Consider the following 20,439-nt stretch of genomic DNA (forward strand, 5'->3'; position numbering starts at 1 on the left):
GCGAGCACGGCTATTTTGGTTCGCGATGGAAAGGCCCGAGCCGGGGTCCCCGCGCGGCCCGCCGCGCGGGGTGGATAGGGCTGCCGGAAAATAGCCGGGCGCAGCCATTGCCGGTCCGGGCCGCCCGCTGCCCGATCGCCCTCTGGAAGGCCGTGGGCCGGCCCGATCCCCAGCGGAGAAACGCGACATGCGCACGACATGACAGCGGCTCGCCGCCGTCACCACCCTCCTTCCGGTCAGGCAGCGAGGAGCATGAAACGCATGACATCCTGTGGCGCGATCTGAACCCGCAAGGACGCTCTGACCGCGTCCAGACCGAGCATACGCAGATCCTCGTTGAAATCGCCGAGCCGGGGCGTCAGCACCATCGCCTCGATCCCGGCCGAATTGGCGCGTTCGATGAGGGTCGCCATTGCTCCATCCCCTGCCCGATCATTGTCGCGAGCGATGTAGAGCCGGCGAAGCGTGTCGGGAAACAGGATGGCCGACAGATGTGCAGCCGACAGGGCTGCAATGACCGGCATGGAGGGAAGCGCCGAACGTTGCGACAACATGGTCTCGATACCTTCACCGGCCGCCATCACGTCGCAGCCGACGCCGAAGCGGACCGCGTGCCCGAGCAGTTCGCCCATGGCTCGCCGGGGTGTGTCGATCGGAGCCCGGCCGAGATGGGCTTCGCTGAAGCCGCCCGGATCGAGCCATGTGCGGTGTGCGCCGGTGAGCTTGCCTTTGATGTCGGTGACTGCCGCGATCATTGCCGGCCAGGTCTCGGTCGGCCCGGGCTCGTTGGGACGGTAGTAGCAGCGCGGATGAAAGCGAAGGCTTCCGGTTTCGTGCAAGGCCGTTATGCCGCGTGCACGCAAATATGTCTCGACGGGCGTGCCAGGGATCGGCTGCGAGATGGAGACCAGCCGCCGGGCCGCTTCGACAGAACCGAAACGAACCGGAGCCGATTGTCGTTTGCGTTCCGTCTTGTCGGGAGTTGGCCGAGGGATGGACAAAAAGCTGCGCGCCTCATCGGCGACGTCCTTGAAGCTTGCCGCGCCAAGAAACTCTCTGATGACGTCGAGCAGATCGCCGTGCTCACCGGTTGCGGCGTCCGTCCACTTGCCTGCCTGGCCTTTACCGGAGTCTGGACCCTCAAGGCGGACGAACATTGACCGCCCAGGCGAATTGCGAACATCGCCAACCAGCCAATACCTGCCCTCGCGGTGACCATTGGAAAGATAGCGCCGGCATGCCGCTTCGGCCTGTTGGGCAAGGCGCCATGCCAGTTCGGAAGCATTGTGAGGAAACATCATGCGGCCTCCCTTTCACCAACGCGCTGCACGGGATAGCGCTGAAGGACCTTGGCAAGGACCGATGATCCATGTGCATCGGTGGGGACGAACATGCGCAATTTCCAGGATATGATCTCGTGGAACAGCCCGTCCGCCGAGAGCCGCTCGCGCATGGTACCGGTGAAGCCCGAAAGCTCGATGCGATTGGCGCCCATGACGCGGACACGTCGCAGATGAAGGCCTTCAGCGAGGTCGAGCGTCGTGCGACCCTCCATCAGTGCGTTGAACGCATCCTCCGCGCTCAACGTGCTGACACCGATTGCGAGTGCGCCAGCGACCCAGGCGGCCGAAACCCTGCGGCCGATAATGCGCTGGCCGTCATCGGTCTGAAGGCGATAGACGCGGCTTGATTCATTGGGCAGCCGTTTCCAGACCGGCAGCAGCAAGCCCGCGACGATGTGGATGGTCGAATCGGAGAACGCGGGGACGCCGGCAACCTCGGCGCTCCACGCCGCCTCGAAAGCGTCGCGATCCGCGTTGTCCCAGTGGCTGTCCTCCATCACGCGCAGTGAGGCATGATGTTGCTCCATCGGACGGATCAGGCGAACCCGTCGCTCGATCTCGCCGTCATCGAGCATGAACGAGGGTGCCGGCAGTTGCACGGCGGCGCGCCCTGAGCGTTCGTTGATGAGGAGAAAGGCATGTTGCTCGTCGAGATGGGCGACAGCCTCCTCCGCTGACATGGGTCGATTGCGCTGGCGCTGCGCGATGGTGAGGAGCTCCGTTTCGGCGCCGGTGCCCGGATGGGTGTAGATCGTACGCCGCTCGGTGATGACGAAGCTCTCGGCCCGCATCGTTTCCAGTCCGATATCATAGACGCCAGCCGCGATGGCGCCTTCCACCTTTGCGGTAAGCAACTGCTCGAAGACCGCGAACAGAATGTCCTGCAAGTCGATGGTGAGTGCGAGCAGGCGATTGAGGAATGTGGTGATCGGCGGCAGCTCATCCTTGATGCCGCTATCGTCCATCAGCTTCAGGCCGGTCATCTCCTCGAACCGCTGCAACGAGCAGCCTTCGACCTTGCCGCGGGCGACCAGCAGATAGAGCTGGCGCAAGGCCGCGCGCGCATAGTGCGATTCCAGATTGTCGTCTGGCCGAAACAGGCCATGCCCGCCGGTTTGGCGCTGACCGCGCGTGATCGCGCCCAGGGTGTCGAGGCGCCGAGCGATGGTAGAGAGGAAACGCTTCTCCGCCTTCACATTGGTCGCGATCGGCCGAAACAGCGGCGGCTGCACCTGATTGGTCCGGTGTGTGCGGCCGAGACCCTGGATGGCGGTGTCGGCCTTCCAACCGGGCTCCAGCAGATAGTGGACGCGCAGCCGCGTGTTTCGCGCCGAGATTTCGGCGTGGTAACTGCGTCCCGTCCCGCCGGCATCGCTAAAGACTAGAACGCGTTTCACATCATCCATGAAAGCCTGCGTCTCGGCGAGATTAGCCGAGGCCGCGCGGCTCTCAACCATTAGTCTGTCGCCCTTTCGGACGATGCGCCGCGACCGGCCCGTCACCTCAGCCACTGTGTCCGTGCCGAAGCGCTGCACAATCTGGTCAAGCGCGCCGGGTACCGGCGGCAGACTGGCGAGCTTTTCGATCAACGCCGTCCGGCGGCCGACCGCTTCGCGGCTCTCGACGGGCTGCCCGTCACGATAGACCGGCCTGGATGACAGGTTGCCCCCTGAATCCGTGAAGGGCTCATAGAGCTGGACCGGGAAGGAATGAGCGAGATAGTCGAGCACATATTCGCGTGGCGTTATGTCGACGCGGATATCGTTCCATTCCTGCGCCGGGATTTCGGCCAGCCTCCGCTCCATGAGCGCCTCGCCAGTGGAGACGATCTGGATGACTGCCGAATGGCCGGCTTCGATATCCTGCTCGATCGAGCGGATCAGCGTCGGCGTCTTCATCGATGTCAGCAGATGGCCAAAGAAACGCTGCTTGGCGCTCTCGAAGGCCGAGCGGGCGGCCGACTTGGCCTGGCGGTTCAGTGTGCCGCTGTCGCCTGTGATGTTGGCGGCCTGCATGGCTGCGTCGAGATTGTTGTGAATGACGGCGAAGGCGGCAGCGTAGGCGTCGTAGATGCGCCGCTGCTCGGATGTCAGTTCGTGCTCGATGAGCTCATACTCGACACCGTCGAAGGAGAGCGAACGAGCGGTGTAAAGGCCCAGCGCCCGCAGGTCCCGGGCAAGTACCTCCATCGCCGCCACGCCGCCTGCCTCTATTGCCTCGACGAACTCCGCCCGGGTCGAGAACGGGAAGTCTTCACCGCCCCACAGGCCGAGCCTCTGGGCGTAGGCCAGGTTGTCGACGGTGGTCGCTCCGGTTGCGGAGACGTAGACGACCCGGGCGTTCGGCAGAGCATGCTGCAGGCGCAGGCCGGCGCGGCCCTGCTGCGAGGGGGCAACATCGCCGCGCTCCCCCTTGCCGCCGCCGGCGTTCTGCATTGCGTGCGCCTCGTCGAAAATGAGCACTCCATCGAAATCGGAGCCCAACCATTCTACGATCTGCTTGACCCGCGAAACCTTCTCGCCGCGGTCTTCGGAACGCAGCGTGGCATAGGTTGTAAACAGGACGCCTTCCGCCAGAGCGATGGAACGGCCCTGCGGGAAGCGCGACAGTGGAGTGACCAGCAGACGCTCCATTCCAAGCGCCGACCAGTCGCGCTGAGCATCTTCAAGCAGCTTGTCCGACTTGGATATCCAAACGGCCCTGCGGCGGCCCTGCAGCCAATTGTCGAGGACGATACTGGCGGACTCCCGGCCTTTGCCGACGCCGGTGCCGTCCCCGATAAAAAACCCCTGCCGGAAGCGCACCGCCCCTTCCGCATCCTGCGGCGCGGCTTTGACGATATCGAAGGTACCGTCGTCGACCAACCATGAACCGGCGAGAAAGCCCGAATGGGCTTCACCGGCCAGGATCAGCGTTTCGAGCTGGGCATCGGAGAGTGACGACAGGATATCGCCGGGAAGCGTTGGCCGATAGCTCGGCTTTGGCGGCGCGACCGAGGCCATGGCGGTGGATTGGACAAGCTTGGTGGGATGCGCCTGGGAGCCTGGAATGCGGATCGTCTGCAATCCGTATTGCTCATAGATCGCGTCGGTCAGCCGCGCCTGCTCACCGGGTGCCCAGTCGATCGTCTCATACGAGAGTTCAACACCGGCCGGCCCGGAAAGCTCGTGGCGAGCAGGACAAGCGACAGAGCGGCCGGGATAGCCGCGCACGGAGCGTGGAACCGAACCAGCTGGAAGGACCTTGATGGTCTCGGCGACCGGCAACCTTGCGGGAAGATGCTCTTCTATCCAACCGAGCAGCATTGCGGCGTCCGGAGCAAGACCGGGAGATTCCGGAAAGAAAGATGGATCGTCGGCCGGCAGCTTGTCGATGACCGTCATGCGCGTCTCGATCGTCGTGCCATGCCTGGCATAGACCGAGCCCTCGATGGCCGCGGTGAAGACGACGCGACCATGTCTCTGCAGGCGGATGAAGGCATCGCGCCAGGCGGGCGCCTGCGGTCCAAAGTTCGCGCCGCTGATCGTGACCAGCCGGCCACCCTCGGCAAGCCGTGCGAGGGCCGAAGCAATGTGGCGGCTGGCTGCATCAGAAGCCCGACCCCGCACATTGGCGAGCACGGAAAATGGCGGATTCATCAGCACCACAGTCGGTATAATCGTCGGGTCCAGGTGGTCATCGATCTGGGCAGCGTCGAACCGGGTCACCGAGAGTGCCGGGAAGAGGCTGGACAGCAGGCTGGCGCGGGACTCGGCAAGTTCGTTGAGGACGAGCGAGCCGCCGGCGATCTCGGCGAGAATGGCGAGAAGGCCGGTGCCAGCGGAAGGCTCCAGGACCCGATCCGCAGGCGTAATGGCGGCCGCGGTGACGGCCGCGAGGCCAAGCGCGATCGGCGTCGAGAACTGCTGGAAGGCCTGACTCTCCTCGGAGCGGCGCGTATGCGTCGGCAGAAGGCCGGCGATCCTGCCAAAGCGCGGCAAGGCGTGAGCCGAAGATCCGGCTTTGCGCAGAAGTGATTTTCCATATTTGCGCAGGAAGAGGACGGTTGCCGCCTCGCATGCATCATAGGCAGTCTTCCAGTCCCATGCCCCGCTCGCGTCGGATGCGCCGAACGAGGCTTCCATCGCCGTACGCAGAACGGCCGTGTCGATGCATTGACCCCGTTCGAGATGGAGAAGGAGAAGTCCGCCTGCCGCGAGGATGGCCGTGGCTGGGTCGTTGATGGGTGTCGAAAACGAAACGTTCATTGGTCAAGGCCCTGGGAGAGCGCCACGAGAAAGCCCGCCGGCGCTCTCTCTGACCGGACGGGCTCAAACCCGTCTCGGCCGGACTTTCACTCTGACCGGCGAACACAAAAATGCCCGGCGCTCTTGCGAGTGCCGGGCAGCCGGTTGGCCAGGGAAAGGCCGTGACTATTCGGCGGCGTCGAGATGCTGTTCGTTCCCGTCGCCGGCCGATCCATCCTCGTCGTCACCTGCCAGGAAGTCCGGCAAAGTTTCGTCTGTGTCGTCCGCGTTTTGCTCGACCGGCTCGGCATCGAGGCCGGCAAGCCGCAGCGGTTCAGGCAGCCAGCCGCTGCCGGCGAGCAGCCGCTCCGCCTCCTTGGCCATGTCGTCCTTCTTCAGGTGTTCGATAAGCTGGGCTGCGCGTTCGCCGTCACCCTCACGAACGGCCTCGACAATTCGCGCCTTGGTGACGCGTCCGAGATAGTTGCCGACCGTCGGCCGCCAGCCGGCATCGACCATGTCGAGGCCGACCACGCGGGCCAAATGATCGGCATCAGTGAGACGCTGCCGGACGCCATGCGCCGAGATGGCGCCGTTGCCGTAGCGATCGGCCCTTTCATAGAGGGCGTTCACACCGAAGGAGGCACAATGGGCAAACAACGCGGCTCGCTCGTCGTCCCCGAGCGACGCAAGTGCACCCCAAAGGTTGCTGACGTCTTCCGGCAGGCGGGTCTCCCAGCTCGCATGACGGGCTTCGATCGCTTGCGCGTAAGGTGTGTCACGAAGCCCGGGAGCTTGGGCAGGGAAGACCGTGCCGCGGACGGAGACCTCCATCGCGACACCCTGTGAGCGGTACCGGGAAAACACGTCCCGCACGAACTTGTGGAGCACGGCGAGGAAGGCGGCCGCCGGATCATTTGCCAGCTTGTCGCGCAGCGCCAGCGTGCGCTCGGCGGTCAGCTCCATGACCAGGCGATCCGGCAATGGCTTGATGCTGTCCTCCTCCTCATCCTCCTGTTCGATCGGCCTGCCACCGATGGTGATGACTGCGCGATGTATCGACCCTGCCTTCGCCGGATCGCCGGTCCCCTCCGTCCCGAAATCGTTCTCCTCGTCAGTCGCAACGGGGGACTCGTCCTCCGGCCTCACATAGCCACGTTCGACGAGAAGCGATCCATCCGCATCGACGCTGAGAAAGACGCCGGCTCGTGCAATTTCGACCGGATCGAAGCGGACGGGGCGCGCCTCTAGCGCCCGAATGGCGGTTTCAAGCTCGCCAAACCGCTGGTCGATCTCATCGGGCAACTCGTCTGCCTCTTCGTATTCCGCCTGCAGCTTGTCGACCTCGCCACGCAGCGCGGCGAGCGTTGCCTGCTCCTCATCGGTCAAGTCGACGGGCGTGCCCTCGAGTTCACGCAAGCCGTTCGCCGCGCCATAGGGAAAGCTCACCGCGACTTCGATCCACTTCCAACCCTCATTGGCGATTTCGTTAGCCATGACCTGGAGCTTTTCGGTCACAAGACGGTCGAGCAGCGGCGCGTCTTCGAGCCATCCGCCATCATCGGACTGGAAGAGATCACGCAGCACCTGACCGCCTGCCGCTTCATAGGCATCGAGACCTGTGAACACGGCCCGTTTGTCGGAGGCGCGGACGCTGTTCTCGGTCAACATGCGGCGGATCTGGTATGGCTCCTTCGACCAGCTGTTTTTGATCGCCTCCCACACTTGCTCCTGTCGCGCGTGATCGCTGGTGACCGAGAACGCTTCGAGCTGGGTGATCGTCATGCCGTCGTCGGCATAGACATCGAGCAGCGCCGGCGACACGGCGGTGAGCTTGAGGCGCTGCTTGACGATGGTGACGGAGATGAAGAAGGCGGCCGCAATCTCCTCCTCCGACATGCCTTTGTCGAACATGTCCTTGAACGCTCGATATGCATCCAGCGGATGAAGTGGGGCGCGATCGATGTTCTCAGCCAGCGAAATTTCCTCCGCCATGACAGCGCTGCTGCCCAAGACACAAGGAACGGGTGCGGTCTTGGCAAGCCGCTTCTGTTTCACGAGCATTTCGAGGGCACGGTAGCGGCGTCCGCCGGCCGGCACCTCGAACATGCCGGTCTCCTCGCTGCCTGCATCGAGCACCGGACGAACATGGAGGCTCTGGATCAGGCCCCGGCGGGCGATCGAGGCTGCCAGGTCCTCGATTGAGACGCCGGCCTTGATGCGCCGGACGTTGGACTGGGCGAGCACCAGCTTGTTGAACGGAATGTCGCGTGAGGAGGACAAGGTGATCTTTTGGACGGCTGTAGCCATGGTGTTTTCTCCGCGACGGGCGCCGAGAGACTCTCTCTCGACCGAAAACCCGTCATGAAATTCCGCCACCCCTCTCACTCTTTCGACGACCGAAGCGGATAGCCGCGGAAGCGCACTCCCGGCTCCGGGTCGGCTTGGCCTCATCACGCCGCCTCCCGTTCGTTCGCTGCAGCCGCGGCCGCTTGATCGACGCCAGGTTGTAAGCCAAGGATGAACTCGGCGGCTTTCGACGCCGCGCTGGCAGCGCGGACAATGGCGCGATTGTCCTCGCGCAGGACCTCCAGCCATGAACCGATATAGTCCGCATGGCGCACCCTTGGCAGGATAGAGAGCGAGGCACAGATGAAGGCGCCGGCCATTTCCGCCACCAGTTCCTCCCGCGCATAGGATTTGGAGCCGAAGGATTCGGCTATGTCACGGCCGAGCCGGGAGGGATGACCCGACCAATGCCCCAACTCGTGGAAGGCGGTGCGGTGCCAGTTGATCGGTTCGAAATAGGCGGCTGGCGGGGGGACCTGCACGAAGTCGCTCGCAGGGCAGTAGAATGCGCGATTGCCTCCTATCCGAAAATCCGCGCCAGTGGACCGGATCAGTGCCTCTGCTTGTGGTTCGATCATGCCGGGCGGAGGTGGTGGTGCGACGGCGGCAATGTCCTGCGGCAGGTTCTCGCATTGATCGGCGTTGAAGACTGTGAAGCGTTTGAGGAATGGAATTGCCTGTGCCTGGTCCCCGCTCTCCCGGGCTCGCTTGCGCTCATCTTCGGGCACGAAGCGGTCGGCGTAAACGACGCTCGTGCCACGCTCTCCCCTCCTCACGTTACCGCCGAGGGCGAGAGCCTGACGGAATGTGAGCCAACTCTGCCCTGTGAATCCGTGCCCGATGACCGCGCCCCACAGGATCAGGACGTTGATCCCTGAATAGCGCCGGTGCGTTGACGCATTCTGCGGCATGGCGAGCGGCGCCTTTGCCGCCGCCGTCCCCCAAGGTTGCACCCAGGGGATGCGACCGGCTTCCAGCTCGGCGATGATCTTGTCGGTGATTTCCTGATAGAGGCCCGTGCGGTCATTGCCGGCACGGGCGCGAGTGTTTCTGAACATCGCGGTTCTCCGCGACGGGCGCCAGGAGCCTCTCTCCCGACCTTCAACCCGTCACGGCAAGCCCGGTCTGCACTCTCACTCTCATCGATCCGTCTCGATGCCAATCGGCGGCAGGAAGAGGCGCCGGCATGACAGCGGGCGCGTCAGGGATGGAAGCCCAGATGGGGGAAGATCCGTCGCAGGCGGGGCTTCAGCTTTGCCGGCGGCCCAGTCCAAAAGGGGACGCCCGGTAGGACCCACGCTCGATCAGCTGCTCCATGCGGAACGAAATTCACACGCGGCAATTATCGATGCAAACCAAGCGTGGGTGTTTGCATGCCTAAGGTTCACGAAACATGGCAAGTTGAGCCGCATGGCCGCTTGGAAACGGTTGCTACCGGTCTCTTGACAGTCAGCGGTGAGATTCAGATGCCGCTCGGTCATTTTCCGCGGCGAATGACAGTGATCGGCCTGACGGGAGACCGCACGGCGATCTGGAGCTGCATACCTCTTGCAGAGTCGGAAATGCGGGAAATCGAAGCGCTCGGCGATCCAGCCTTTCTCATCGTGCCGGGCGCTGGCCATCGGCTCGACATCAAGCCTTGGAAGCTTCGCTATCCCCAGGCGAAAATTGTCTGCCCGCCGGGGGCGCGGGAGGCTGTGGAGAAAGTCGTCAAGGTCGATTCGACTGCCGATATCTTTGATGATCCTTCCGTTCGGATGGAGACGGTCCCGGGTTTAGGGGAGAAGGAGGCGGCGCTATTCGTGCGACGTGACGGCCACACCACCCTTGTCGTCAACGACATCCTCGCCAATGTGCGCCATCCCCATGGAATTGGCGCCCACATTATGGCGCGCGTTCTTGGCTTTGGGGTCGACCGGCCGAGCACTCCGCGCGCTGCCAGATGGTTTTTTGTCCAGGACGGAAAGACGCTGGGAGCGGCTTTTCGCAAGTGGTCAAAAGATCCCGACCTGGAGCGCATCATTGTTAGCCACGGCGATGTCATCGCCAACAAACCGCGCAAAGTGCTCGAGCGTGTCGCCCAGGATTTCGGAGCATAGCAGAAAATCACAGCGTGCTGGCGCCGAGGCCAAGCCGCGCTATTTTGCATACTCTGCAATAGACCGAACGTATGGGGCAGCCATGTGCAATGACTACGAGCAGCATGTCGTCTGGGCCGAATATTGCCGGATGATGCAATCGCTGGCGCTCGATATTCCCGCTCATCAGACGGAACTTGATTTGCCGCTGTCGGATGATATCCGCATCAGTGACCCCGCCCCGATCATGCGCGCGGCTGGCGACGCGATCGAGCTTACGCGCATGACCTTTTCCTTTCCGCCGTCCGGGCCAAAGGGCGGGCCTGTCTTCAACTTCCGCTCGGACGGACGGAGTTTCGCCAACAGCAAGCGCTGCCTCATCCCGGCATCGGCGTTTTTCGAGTTCACCGGAAAGAAGTCTCCGAAGGCGAAGCATCGCTTCACCCTCAACGGCACCCCGTTCATGGCGATTGCCGGACTATGGCGCGAAGGCGAAGGCAACAAGCCGCCCACATTCGCCATGCTCACCACGGAACCCGGGCCTGATGTAGCGCCCATCCACAATCGCCAGATAGTGGTGCTGCGCCCGGAGGACTGGGCACCATGGATACATCTCACAAAACCCGAGGCAGAACTCTTGAAGGCCTTGCCAGCTGGGTCGTTGGCGGTCGAAACCGTACGGCAAGGGAGCGACTGACCCTGGTGCGCCGGCACTCCTCGAGCCAAGAGATGTAATGGTCGATTTGATGAGGTCGGAACATGCTGGAAGAGATTCGCTGGTTATTGCGGGTGATGGGAACTGTTGCATGAGCGCTCGTGAAATCACTCCACGTGATGTGAGGCAGATGGCGGAAGCGGCACTTTTTGCCTCATATGCTCACAAGGACCAGATGCGGGAAGACATGAAAGATCCTTACATCGTCCATCTTTCCGAGGTGGCAGCGATGTGCGCAAGCATCGAGCCGCTGGATCCAGTTCTGGTGGCCGCTGCGTGGCTGCACGATACGCTAGAATACACAGATACCGATGAGAGCGCCCTCCGTGAGCATTTCGGCGAGGCAGTGGCTGATCTCGTCGCCGATGTAAGCGATCCATCGGGGCTCAAAGGAAAAGCCCGCCGCCAGCGACAGGTTGACCATACCGCCACGGCCGGCCTTCGAACTAAAAGGCTCAAGCTGGCGGATCGGACGTCCAACATCGAGGAGGTTCTAAACGGTCCCGATGCCCGTTTCAGGGCAAAGAGCGGAGCCAGATATCTGAAATGGTCGCGCCGCGTCGTCGATGTTTGCCGTGGCGCCGCTCCCACGCTGGAAGCGCGCTTCGACAAGTCGGCAACGCGGCTTCAGGAGCGCCTCGACAAAGTTTTCGGCCAAAGCGTTTCACGATAGCGCTAGCTGAACCCGCATTATCGCAAGTTCACACCAAGAGAGGAGCTCCGGGTGTCGAACAGCGCACGCTCGACGGCCGTATCCAAGAGCTTATCTATCGGCCGACCTTGCATCGCTAGGACAACCTCGCTTCTTCCCGTCAGCCGCCTTTCGGCAGGCAGAGCGGCGTTGGCCAGCGTGCGCATCCTCGTCGGCAAAGCTGAAACCCCAGCCTATTTGAAATCCCGTGTCTTCACCTTGATCTGGTCGATGTGCAGATAGGGGTCGATGATGTTTCGCGGCCTCGGCCCCTTCGGCAGTCCGCGCGGATCAGGCGTCGGGCTGCCGTGATGGAACTCGTCGCCACGGCCATGCGGCAACGGGAAAGCGGCATTCCGATCACCGACGCTGGCGAGATCGACTGACAGATCGGTGAGCCGATGCGCGACGAGATGGACCACCTCGCCTTCTCGCTGAATGCGCCCATAGACGCCAATCATGCCGGCACCAAGGACTACCCTGCGATATTTTTCGAAGACCTTCACCCAAACGACCAGATTGGCGGTCCCGGTCTCGTCCTCGATGGTGATGAACATGACGCCCTTGGCTGAGCCTGGCCGCTGGCGGACCAATACGAGGCCAGCCGCCTCCAGCCATTGTCCGTCACGCGCCTGCATGGCCTGCCGGCACGAGACGATGCGCCTGCGTTGCAGATCTGCACGCAGGAAGGACACAGGATGATCGCGAAGTGTAAGCCCCACATGGCCATAGTCTTCAACGACCTCGCCACCGGCGGTCATGGCACGCAATGTGACGCCGGGCTCCTGGAGCTCGGCCACCGTCCGCTGCTCGCGTGAAGACGCGGCGGCAAACAGCGGCAGCGGTTCGTCGCGTAGTCCCTTGATCGCCCATAGGGCTTCACGCCTGGCTAGCAACAATGACGGTTGAAACCCATCGGCCTGCGCAAGTTCAACCAGAGAGGCAGCGGGAACGCCGGCTCGGCGCCATAAATCATCGACCGAAGTGAACGGCCGGTCAGCGCGTGTGGTGACGATTGTGGCCGCGTCAGCATTGGCCAGGCCACGAACCATGCGCAGGCCAAGGCGAACGGCAAACCGATCCTCGTCCTCAGTGGGCTCGAGCGTGCAATCCCAGCGTGAGGCATTCACACAGACCGGGCGCACCTCAACCCCATGGTCGCGGGCGTCACGAACGATCTGCGCCGGCGCGTAAAAACCCATCGGCTGAGCGTTGAGAAGGGCTGCGCAGAAGACATCGGGGTGATGGCATTTCAGCCAGGAGGAAGCGTAGGCGATCAGCGCGAAGCTCGCCGCATGGCTTTCGGGAAAGCCATAGCTACCGAAGCCCTCAAGCTGTTTGAAGGTCTTTTCGGCGAACTCGTGCTCGTAGCCGTTCTTGACCATACCGCCGATTAGCTTGGCGCCGAAGCTGGAGACGCCGCCGGTATGCTTGAAGGTCGCCATGGCGCGGCGCAGCTGATCGGCCTCGCCCGGGGTGAAGCCGGCGCATTCGATTGCCACCCGCATCGCTTGCTCCTGGAACAGCGGCACGCCCAGAGTTTTTCCGAGCACCTTTTCGAGCTCGGGCTTGGGATAGACGACGTCCTCCTTGCCTTCGCGCCGACGCAGATAGGGGTGCACCATGTCACCCTGGATCGGCCCCGGGCGAACGATCGCGACCTCGATGACCAGGTCATAGAAGGTGCGAGGCTTGATGCGCGGCAGCATCGACATCTGCGCGCGAGATTCGATCTGGAAGGTGCCGAGAGTGTCGGCCTTGCGGATCATCGCATAGGTGCGCGGATCCTCGGCCGGGATCGTTGCGAGATCGAGAGTGATGCCCTTGTGTTGCGACAGGAGATCGAAGCCGCGCTTCATGCAAGACAGCATGCCCAACGCCAGCACGTCGACCTTCATGAACTTCAGCGCGTCGATGTCATCCTTGTCCCATTCAATGACCTGACGATCCTTCATCGCGGCCGGCTCGATCGGCACCAGATCGTCGAGCCGGTCCCGGGTCAGCACGAAGCCACCAGGATGCTGCGATAGATGACGCGGCGCGCCGATCAATTGCCGGGCCAGATCCAGCGCCAGGCGCAGACGGCGGTCGCCGAGATTAAGGTTCAACTCCTCGGCGTGTTGGGGCTGGACGCCGTCCTCCGACCAGCCCCACACCTGCGACGACAGCATCTTGATCAGGTCTTCGGGCAGGCCGAGCGCCTTGCCGACGTCGCGCATGGCGCCCTTGGAGCGGTAGCGGATGACAGTGGAGCAGAGCGCGGCATGCTCACGGCCGTAAGTGTCGAACACCCACTGCATGACGATTTCTCGTCGCTCATGTTCGAAATCGACATCGATATCAGGCGGCTCACGCCGCTCCTCGGAAACGAAGCGTTCGAACAGAAGATCGTTTCGGTCGGGATCGATCGAGGTGATGGCAAGCACATAGCAGACGGCGCTGTTGGCCGCCGACCCCCTGCCCTGGCACAGAATGTCCTGGCTGCGGGCAAAGCGGACGATCGAATTGACTGTCAGAAAATACGGCGCGTATTGCAGCTTCTCGATAAGCTGCAATTCATGTTTGAGCGTGCCGACAACCTTGTCCGGCACGCCCTCGGGAAAGCGCTCCGTGGCGCCTTCCCATGTGAGTTTCTCCAGCGCCTGCTGCGGCGTCAGGCCGGGCAGCATCCGCTCCTCGGGATATTGATAGGCAAGCTCGTCCAATGAGAACCGGCAGCGCTCGGCGATTTCAACGGTTCGAGCCATCGCTTCGGGATAGCGGCCGAACAAGCGTGCCATCTCATCCGGTGGTTTCAGGTAGCGGTCGGCGTGCCGCTCGCGCCGAAACCCGGCATCGTCGATGGTGACATTGTGCCGGATACAGGTGACGACGTCCTGCAGGATGCGCCGTGACGGTTCGTGGAAGAGGACATCGTTGGTGACGACCGTTGGCACACCGGCCTGCCTGGCAAGGGTGGCCAGATCGTGCAGCCGCAACGCGTCATTGGGACGGCGGCGCAGCGTCAGCGCCATGTAGGCCCGATCGCCAAAAGCTTCATGCAACCGCCGCAGCCAAAGTGAGCATGTGTCATCGGCCTGGCCGGGAACAAGCACCGCAACGAGGCCCTCGCCATAAGCAACAACATCGGCCCAGTGCAGCACGCATTTCGCCTTGCCGCCGCGCTTCTTGCCCAGCGACAGCAAGCGGCAAAGTCGGGAGTAGGCCGCGCGATCGGTCGGGTGGACCAGGATGGAGGCCCCTTCCGCCAGATCCAGCCGGCAGCCGACGATCAGCCTGACGCGGGTCGCCTTTGCTGCCTCATGCGCCCGCACGATTCCGGCCAGGCTGTTGCGATCGCAGATGGCGAGCGCCGGCATGTCCATAGATGCTGCTTGCGCAAACAATTCCTCGCAGGAACTGGCGCCGCGCAGGAACGAAAAATGCGAGGTGCATTGCAGTTCGATGTAGGACGCGGTCATCCGAAGATGCCGTGCAAGAACCAGCGATGCGAGCCGGTCGCGACATCCTCGCCGTCGCCGGCGCGATAGATCCAGAACCGTTCGCCGGCGTCGTCCTCGACCTGGAAATAGTCGCGCACGGCGGCAAGCTCGGCGTCACGCTTCCACCACTCGCCAAAAACCCGCTCGGGGCCATCGGCGCGCGTGACCCGCCGCCGGATGCCTCTCCAGGTAAAGCTGGCCGGCGGATGATCGGGCAACAGCGCTATCGCCTCGATCAACTCCGGCACGGCAAACAAACGCGCCGGACGCGGCCAATGGTCAGGCCAAGCGTCGCCGGTTTCAACCGACGCGGGTGCCACGCGCCGAACAGACCGTTCGGGCACGTCGCTGGCGACCGGGGCAAACCTGTAGAGCTTTTCCTCGCCGACACGATTGCCGAGTATGTCGATCAGATCTGAGATGTCGGCGTCCTGTTGCTCGATGAGCGATGAAATGGTCTGTCTGGGCGTCAGCGGTTCAGCCAGCGGCGCCGACAGGCGCATCAATTCGATGCCGAAGCCCGGATCGACCGTTTCGATCTTGTCGCACAACAAGCGCGTCAGTCGCTTTACATCGCGAACCGGCAAGGCCGTGCCGACGCGAATGGCCTCGACGCGGTTGTCGACGCGGTAGAGCAGCAGGTCAAGCCGCCGCGCGCCGAGGCCCTTGGCCTCCAGCTCGAGACAAAGCGCTTGAACAAGCTTGCCGACATAGCGCGCGATTGTCTCGGCCGCACCGATGGGTTCGCCAAAGGCACGCTTGACCTCGATCACATCAGCCGGCCGGACCGGCTCTATCGGTTCGGCAAGGCGCCCCGTCGCCTGGTCAAGGCGGCGACCCAGTTCCGGTCCGAAGCGCAGGGTCAGCGGCGCGCGCGGCTGCTTCAAAAGCTCGCCTACCCTGTCGAAGCCCAAGACACGCAGACCGTTGACCATTGCATCGGGCAAGCGCAGCGCCGGGATAGGGAGCGAAAGGATTGCATCATAGGTAGCGTTCACGGCAACCACGCTGACGGTCTGCCTGACGTATCGCGCAACGGCGTGTGCGGCACCCCAGCTGTCCGCAACTGCTGCCCGCGCCAAGATGCCGGCCTGGCTGAGACGCTTGACCATATCGATCAGCATCAACTTCTCGCCGCCGTGAAGATGATCGGCGCCCGTGGTGTCCATGACCAATCCGTCCGAAGGATCTGTCGCGACGATCGGCGCGTACCGCCGCAATGCCCATAGCGCCAGCCGCTCCAATGCCTCCGCGTCGGCATCGGGTTCGGCATCCATGACCGCCAGCCCCTGGACCAGTGCCTGCGCCTTCGTTGCAGGCATTCCGACGCGCAAGCCGGCTTCCAATGCGGCGCGATCGACCGCGGTCACCAGGCGACGATTGCCGTGCCGCCCCACTGTCACCAACGGCTTATCCGATGGCGGCGAGACGTCGCCCAATTTCCTTCTGAGCCGGTCGGTCGACCAGCTTGGAAGGAAGAGCGAGACGACCCTTGGCATCACAAGCCTCCACTTCGATATCGAGCGTTTCCCCTCCACGGGATCTGATCAATTCAAGTTGCCATCGTGCCCGGCCAACGCCCGGCACGGGGAGCGGACGCGATGGCAGGGCAGAAACCCGCCAGCGGGTGACAGACGCCGTCGGTTGCCCGAAATCGGCTGCTTCGGTCTGGCGGCGCCAGCGGCGGATAGCGATGCCCATTGCACCAGAGCCTTCCGATGCGAGTTGCAGGCGTCGCGAAGCCGTCATCGACAGACGGGCAACCTCGGCGACCACAGCCCCTAGTCCGACGTGCCGCAGGCCTTCCTCGAAGCAGGCGAGCAGGGATTTGTCGTCACCGGCCTCGACATAGATCACCCGATCAGGGTGAAGTCCGACCTGTGCGATTGCCGGCGCAAACAGATCCTGGCGCGTCACACACCACAGCACCTTGCCTTGCGTCCTGGCCGCAATGCCTGCAGCAAAAAGCGATGCAGCAGCGCCATCGATTGCACCATTGCCGCCACCGGCCACCTCATGAAGAGCGCCAAGCGCCACCCCGCCCCCAGGCAGATGGCTGTCAATGGAAGCGACACCGAAGGGAAGCACCGCTCGTTCGCGCGTGCTTCCTCCTTCGAGACGCGCAATGCGATCTCGGAGATCGGAAATGGCAGCAGTCGGCGTCGATGCACTCATCTGTCCTCTGAACGCGAAATGCTGATGGCATGTTCCTCATTTGTTCTCTTCCTGACAAAGAGTCAATGGGACGTGAGGTCGGCGGGAAGGATCGGATATCGGTCTTCGAGCTTCCCCGTACGTCGTTCTCGGGAACCCAATTTGTGCACGGACATTGCTTGGTGACAGGAGATGTTCATGCCGAAGTTCCGCTTTGAGACCACAGAGTTCGACCAGACCACAACATTCGAGGAAGAGTTGGCGAGTCCCGATTTGGCTAGCCCGCGAGCAATCGAAAAGGCCCACGCGGCGCTTGTTGCGGGTGCTCCCACCGGTCTCGACCAATCCGGATCGGTCACAAGGGTCTACGACGAAGCCGGCTATCTGGTCGCCACAGTCAACTTTTCAGACGTGGTGCTCGACAGCTCCCAGCAGCAGCCAATCAGCGATCAGCCGACAGAGGAGCCCGGTGTTATGCGGTCGGGCTGACTGCGCTGGCCTTCCAACTTTGAACCAACCGTCACACCGAGTTCGATTTCCAGAGAGTGTCCAATGCCCATTATCACCGGAATCGCTTTTACCTTGCTGATTTTGTTCGTTGTCCTGTTCATGACGCACGCCGCGCGTGACTTGCAGAGCTCCCCGGCGTTCTATCGCTTGAGGCGCCGGCTGCGTTACTAGGTCGTGGAAACGAAGTTCAGAGATTCGATGTAGACTCAAAGGTCGCGGTTCTGCGGGCCGCTGGACGGGTCGAAGACCCCTTCTCGATGTAAACCCTCGGTCGGCCCTCTAAGGAAAGACGGCGTATAAGCCGCAGTTCTGCGCGCGTCCGCAACAGCGGACAATTGTCGCGCGCGGGACGGAGGAAATTCGCCCCCGCCGCGGGCGGTGAACGGGACAGCCGTAGGAGCGTCAGCATAGCGCCGGCCGCAGGACGGGACGCGGGACCGACTGTCCCCGTCTGCGGCGGTCCGCATGAAGCATCGGCCAATGAGTGAAGTCGCCTTGGATGGCCCACGCCGGCAATGGTGTATTTCTCGATCACCTCGTTGCCATCGACGTCGCTCCAGACCTGCCGCGTTTGTCCATCGACGGTCTCTTTTCGAGCAGGGCTTGCCCCCAACGCGGTGAACGCCCTGCCATTGGGCGACAAGGGCGTCAGCATTCGCCGGCGCCACCGTATGGTCGGCCGTGCCCTGCTAGTCAAAATCTTCGGCCAGCTTCCGTGATGTGGCGACGCCTGCGCGAGGCGACTGGAGATTGCAGCGATGCCAGAAACACTTAGGCGGGTGCAATTTCTTCCGGCTGCGCGGGCCGTTTCATCGGCCTTCGCGCCAAATTTCGAGACGTCCGCGGCCTGCTTTTCCGGCGGGTTGAGCGGTGGCGACATTGGACCGGAGCAACGTCGTTCACGCGGATTCCCTTATCTGTCAGATTGCCAGATAGCACCCTGGCGAAGGCATGGATTCCGCTCTTCGTCGTGTCAGTACCTTGGAGCCGTCGAAGCCGGTTGCCGAACCGCTGTTGACGATCGCTGGCGCCGCGACACGGTCGATCCCGCCATCTTGGCTTTCAAGCTTCTTGCTGGATCCAGTCGACTCCGCCGAACCCGCGGCGGAGGGAACGATTTGAAAGAAAACTCGTTTGCACTGACCGGAAACAGGATGAACGACATGGCTGCGCCACGTGCTGTCTGGAAGGGCTTTTTGAAGGTTGGATCGGTGACTTGCGGGGTGAAGATTGTCGGCGCCACCAGCGAGGCATCCAAGATCCACTTCAAAATTTTGAACCGCAAGGACGGTCTTCCTGTCAAAAGCGTCTATGCCGACGAGAAGACAGGAAAGACCGTCGACGCAGAAGACCAGGTCAAGGGGTTCGAGGTCGAGAAGGATGAATTCCTTCAGATCGAGCCCGCGGATATCAAGGCGCTTAAGCTCACCTCGGATCACACGCTCGAAGTAGGCGAGTTTGTCGCGATCAGCGAGATCGACACCCGCTATCTCGAGAAGCCCTACTACCTCATTCCCGCCGACGGCGCGGCCGTCGAAGCCTACGGTGTGATCCGCGACGCGATGAAGAACAAGGGCGTCGCAGCACGGTCGTGCATCGTGCTCTATCAGCGCGGCCGGGAAGTTGTGATCCAACCCTATGGCAAGGGCATGGTGATGACCGAGCTGCGAAACCACAACGAGATGGTCGCCGAGGACAGTGTTTTTGAGGGCTTGACCAAGGCGAAGTACGATCCCGAGTTGCTGGAAATCGCCGGCATGCTCATCGACAAGAAGGTGACCACTTTCGATCCCTCGAAATTCGAGGACACCTACGAAGATGCGCTGATTGCCATGATTGACGCGAAGCGCAAGGGCAAGGCGCCACCGAAGGCGGCTCCTAAGCCGAAAGAGAACGTTATCAACCTGGCTGAGGTGCTTAAGAAGAGCCTCAAGCAGGAGGGGCTAGCGACACCCAAAAAGAGCGAGCCGAAGCGCAAGAGCGCGTAGGCCAACGAGCACCGTGTCGATCGAGGAGAAGTTTGTGACCCAATTGACTGTCGAGCAATGCCGGGCGGCGCGTGCTCTGCTGGATTGGTCACAAGCCAGGCTTAGCGCCAAAGCGCAGGTCAGCGAGGGGACGGTTCGGGACTTCGAGAAAGGGAAGCGCATTCCGGCCGCCGGCATGATTGTCGCGATGCGATCGGCGCTCGAACTGGCGGGGGTTGCCTTTCTAAGTGATGGCGAGACGATCCATGGCGGCCCTGGCGTTCGGCTCAAGAACACAACGGTATCGCGCAGGCCTATCCAAGATGGCGAAGCGGGAATTATTCAGAACAGCGAGATGTAAGCCGTCACCGAAATCGAGCCATCGTGGTTACCGCTGATCGTTATACGGCTCTTTCGTTTGTCCAACCATCTTTTTTCCGAGAACGGTGGAATGTCGGATTCGCCTTGGGCATTGTTTGCGATCTGCAGAAGCCGGATCGGGAAGCAGATGGCGTCGCGATTGGCCGGCGACATATCTTCATAAGTCCGCTCGTCGCCCGTCACATTGGCCTCGGCCTTTCGCAGCGCAATATCGATGTCGTCTATTGAAAGCAGGCCTTTGTGGACCAGCAAATTGTTGATCGACGCGACTGCTATCATCAGACCTTCGAGCTGAAGATTGGCGACGTTCATGGCCGAGCACTCTTTACCTGTCCTGATGGGTTCTGTCCGTCCGATTGATGCGTCTTGTCATCGACTTCGTCCACGGGACGCGTCAATCCAACTCCGCCCTTGGGCTTCTTGTTTCCAGCTGCGTCCTGGGAGAACGCATCCGATGGTTCGGCACCCGTCTTGGCGGGATATTTCGTCGCGCCGGTTTCACGATGGTTTTCATTGTCAGACATTTTCATTGCTCCTGTGTGA

At 62.3% G+C, this 20,439-nt stretch carries 15 protein-coding genes and 1 pseudogene; 6 read left to right on the forward strand and 10 right to left on the reverse strand.

Going from position 1 to position 20,439, the window contains the following annotated elements:
• Positions 1 to 236: 236 nt before the first annotated feature.
• The 4 genes from ASD99_RS10810 to ASD99_RS10825 form a co-directional block, all read right to left on the reverse strand.
• Positions 237 to 1,298, reverse strand: a complete 1,062-nt coding sequence (locus tag ASD99_RS10810) for a toprim domain-containing protein (RefSeq protein ID WP_057143713.1) — start codon at positions 1,296 to 1,298, stop codon at positions 237 to 239.
• On the reverse strand, positions 1,298 to 5,590 hold the full coding sequence (locus tag ASD99_RS10815) for a strawberry notch family protein (RefSeq protein WP_082583226.1): 4,293 nt from the start codon (positions 5,588 to 5,590) through the stop codon (positions 1,298 to 1,300). The genes ASD99_RS10810 and ASD99_RS10815 overlap by 1 nt, the downstream gene beginning before the upstream one ends.
• Before the next feature lie 165 nt (positions 5,591 to 5,755).
• A complete protein-coding gene (locus tag ASD99_RS10820) occupies positions 5,756 to 7,879 on the reverse strand; it encodes a ParB/RepB/Spo0J family partition protein (protein WP_057143715.1) in 2,124 nt (707 codons plus the stop codon).
• Between the two features lie 143 nt (positions 7,880 to 8,022).
• A complete protein-coding gene (locus ASD99_RS10825; protein WP_057143572.1) occupies positions 8,023 to 8,976 on the reverse strand; it encodes an ArdC family protein in 954 nt (317 codons plus the stop codon).
• A gap of 315 nt (positions 8,977 to 9,291) precedes the next feature.
• On the opposite strand from ASD99_RS10825, the gene ASD99_RS10830 reads away from it, so the two are divergent.
• The 3 genes from ASD99_RS10830 (at position 9,292) to ASD99_RS10840 (ending at position 11,384) form a co-directional block, all read left to right on the forward strand.
• The gene (locus tag ASD99_RS10830; protein WP_156388967.1) at positions 9,292 to 10,017 is read left to right on the forward strand and encodes a hypothetical protein; all 726 of its coding nucleotides are present in this window, start codon (positions 9,292 to 9,294) and stop codon (positions 10,015 to 10,017) included.
• A gap of 82 nt (positions 10,018 to 10,099) precedes the next feature.
• Positions 10,100 to 10,693: an SOS response-associated peptidase gene (locus tag ASD99_RS10835; RefSeq protein WP_057143576.1), complete on the forward strand. Its 594-nt coding sequence runs from the start codon at positions 10,100 to 10,102 to the stop codon at positions 10,691 to 10,693.
• Positions 10,694 to 10,802: 109 nt separating this feature from the next.
• A complete protein-coding gene (locus ASD99_RS10840) occupies positions 10,803 to 11,384 on the forward strand; it encodes an HD domain-containing protein (protein ID WP_162256687.1) in 582 nt (193 codons plus the stop codon).
• 212 nt (positions 11,385 to 11,596) lie between these two features.
• On the opposite strand, the gene ASD99_RS10845 is transcribed toward ASD99_RS10840, so the two are convergent.
• The 3 genes from ASD99_RS10845 to ASD99_RS10855 are packed head-to-tail and all read right to left on the reverse strand — an operon-like array spanning position 11,597 to position 17,059.
• Positions 11,597 to 14,863, reverse strand: coding sequence for an error-prone DNA polymerase (locus ASD99_RS10845; RefSeq protein WP_057143579.1), 3,267 nt, complete (start codon positions 14,861 to 14,863; stop codon positions 11,597 to 11,599).
• A complete protein-coding gene (locus ASD99_RS10850) occupies positions 14,860 to 16,383 on the reverse strand; it encodes a DUF6504 family protein (protein ID WP_057143580.1) in 1,524 nt (507 codons plus the stop codon). Before ASD99_RS10850 ends, ASD99_RS10845 begins: the two co-directional genes overlap by 4 nt.
• A complete protein-coding gene (locus ASD99_RS10855; RefSeq protein WP_057143582.1) occupies positions 16,295 to 17,059 on the reverse strand; it encodes an ImuA family protein in 765 nt (254 codons plus the stop codon). The genes ASD99_RS10850 and ASD99_RS10855 overlap by 89 nt, the downstream gene beginning before the upstream one ends.
• Before the next feature lie 177 nt (positions 17,060 to 17,236).
• Here ASD99_RS10855 and ASD99_RS10860 point away from each other — a divergent pair, with 177 nt between their 5' ends.
• Positions 17,237 to 17,527 (forward strand): hypothetical protein, encoded by a 291-nt coding sequence (locus ASD99_RS10860; RefSeq protein WP_156388968.1) that lies wholly within the window; start codon positions 17,237 to 17,239, stop codon positions 17,525 to 17,527.
• Between the two features lie 792 nt (positions 17,528 to 18,319).
• Here the strand turns inward: ASD99_RS10860 and ASD99_RS32050 are convergent.
• The gene (locus tag ASD99_RS32050) at positions 18,320 to 18,487 is read right to left on the reverse strand and encodes a hypothetical protein (RefSeq protein WP_162256688.1); all 168 of its coding nucleotides are present in this window, start codon (positions 18,485 to 18,487) and stop codon (positions 18,320 to 18,322) included.
• A 224-nt stretch (positions 18,488 to 18,711) separates the two neighbouring features.
• Here ASD99_RS32050 and ASD99_RS10865 point away from each other — a divergent pair, with 224 nt between their 5' ends.
• The gene (locus ASD99_RS10865) at positions 18,712 to 19,536 is read left to right on the forward strand and encodes a Ku protein (RefSeq protein ID WP_057143716.1); all 825 of its coding nucleotides are present in this window, start codon (positions 18,712 to 18,714) and stop codon (positions 19,534 to 19,536) included.
• A gap of 34 nt (positions 19,537 to 19,570) precedes the next feature.
• The gene (locus tag ASD99_RS10870) at positions 19,571 to 19,876 is read left to right on the forward strand and encodes a helix-turn-helix transcriptional regulator (RefSeq protein ID WP_320410763.1); all 306 of its coding nucleotides are present in this window, start codon (positions 19,571 to 19,573) and stop codon (positions 19,874 to 19,876) included.
• 27 nt (positions 19,877 to 19,903) lie between these two features.
• Here the strand turns inward: ASD99_RS10870 and ASD99_RS10875 are convergent.
• Positions 19,904 to 20,208, reverse strand: a pseudogene (locus ASD99_RS10875) (hypothetical protein).
• The gene (locus ASD99_RS33245) at positions 20,205 to 20,420 is read right to left on the reverse strand and encodes a hypothetical protein (protein ID WP_156388969.1); all 216 of its coding nucleotides are present in this window, start codon (positions 20,418 to 20,420) and stop codon (positions 20,205 to 20,207) included. Before ASD99_RS33245 ends, ASD99_RS10875 begins: the two are co-directional and overlap by 4 nt.
• Positions 20,421 to 20,439 lie beyond the last annotated feature (19 nt).

Source organism: Mesorhizobium sp. Root695, assembly GCF_001428185.1.
GTDB lineage: Bacteria > Pseudomonadota > Alphaproteobacteria > Rhizobiales > Rhizobiaceae > Mesorhizobium.

Bases quoted from the DNA above. Each gene is read 5' to 3' on its own strand.
- ASD99_RS10865 (WP_057143716.1), top strand. From the start codon at position 18,712: ATGGCTGCGCCACGTGCTGTCTGGAAGGGCTTTTTGAAGGTTGGATCG.
- ASD99_RS33245 (WP_156388969.1), bottom strand. From the start codon at position 20,420: ATGTCTGACAATGAAAACCATCGTGAAACCGGCGCGACGAAATATCCC.
- ASD99_RS10810 (WP_057143713.1), bottom strand. From the start codon at position 1,298: ATGTTTCCTCACAATGCTTCCGAACTGGCATGGCGCCTTGCCCAACAG.
- ASD99_RS10850 (WP_057143580.1), bottom strand. From the start codon at position 16,383: ATGCCAAGGGTCGTCTCGCTCTTCCTTCCAAGCTGGTCGACCGACCGG.
- ASD99_RS10840 (WP_162256687.1), top strand. From the start codon at position 10,803: ATGAGCGCTCGTGAAATCACTCCACGTGATGTGAGGCAGATGGCGGAA.
- ASD99_RS10845 (WP_057143579.1), bottom strand. From the start codon at position 14,863: ATGACCGCGTCCTACATCGAACTGCAATGCACCTCGCATTTTTCGTTC.
- ASD99_RS10815 (WP_082583226.1), bottom strand. From the start codon at position 5,590: ATGAACGTTTCGTTTTCGACACCCATCAACGACCCAGCCACGGCCATC.
- ASD99_RS10825 (WP_057143572.1), bottom strand. From the start codon at position 8,976: ATGTTCAGAAACACTCGCGCCCGTGCCGGCAATGACCGCACGGGCCTC.
- ASD99_RS10835 (WP_057143576.1), top strand. From the start codon at position 10,100: ATGTGCAATGACTACGAGCAGCATGTCGTCTGGGCCGAATATTGCCGG.
- ASD99_RS10820 (WP_057143715.1), bottom strand. From the start codon at position 7,879: ATGGCTACAGCCGTCCAAAAGATCACCTTGTCCTCCTCACGCGACATT.
- ASD99_RS10855 (WP_057143582.1), bottom strand. From the start codon at position 17,059: ATGAGTGCATCGACGCCGACTGCTGCCATTTCCGATCTCCGAGATCGC.
- ASD99_RS10860 (WP_156388968.1), top strand. From the start codon at position 17,237: ATGCCGAAGTTCCGCTTTGAGACCACAGAGTTCGACCAGACCACAACA.
- ASD99_RS10830 (WP_156388967.1), top strand. From the start codon at position 9,292: ATGCCTAAGGTTCACGAAACATGGCAAGTTGAGCCGCATGGCCGCTTG.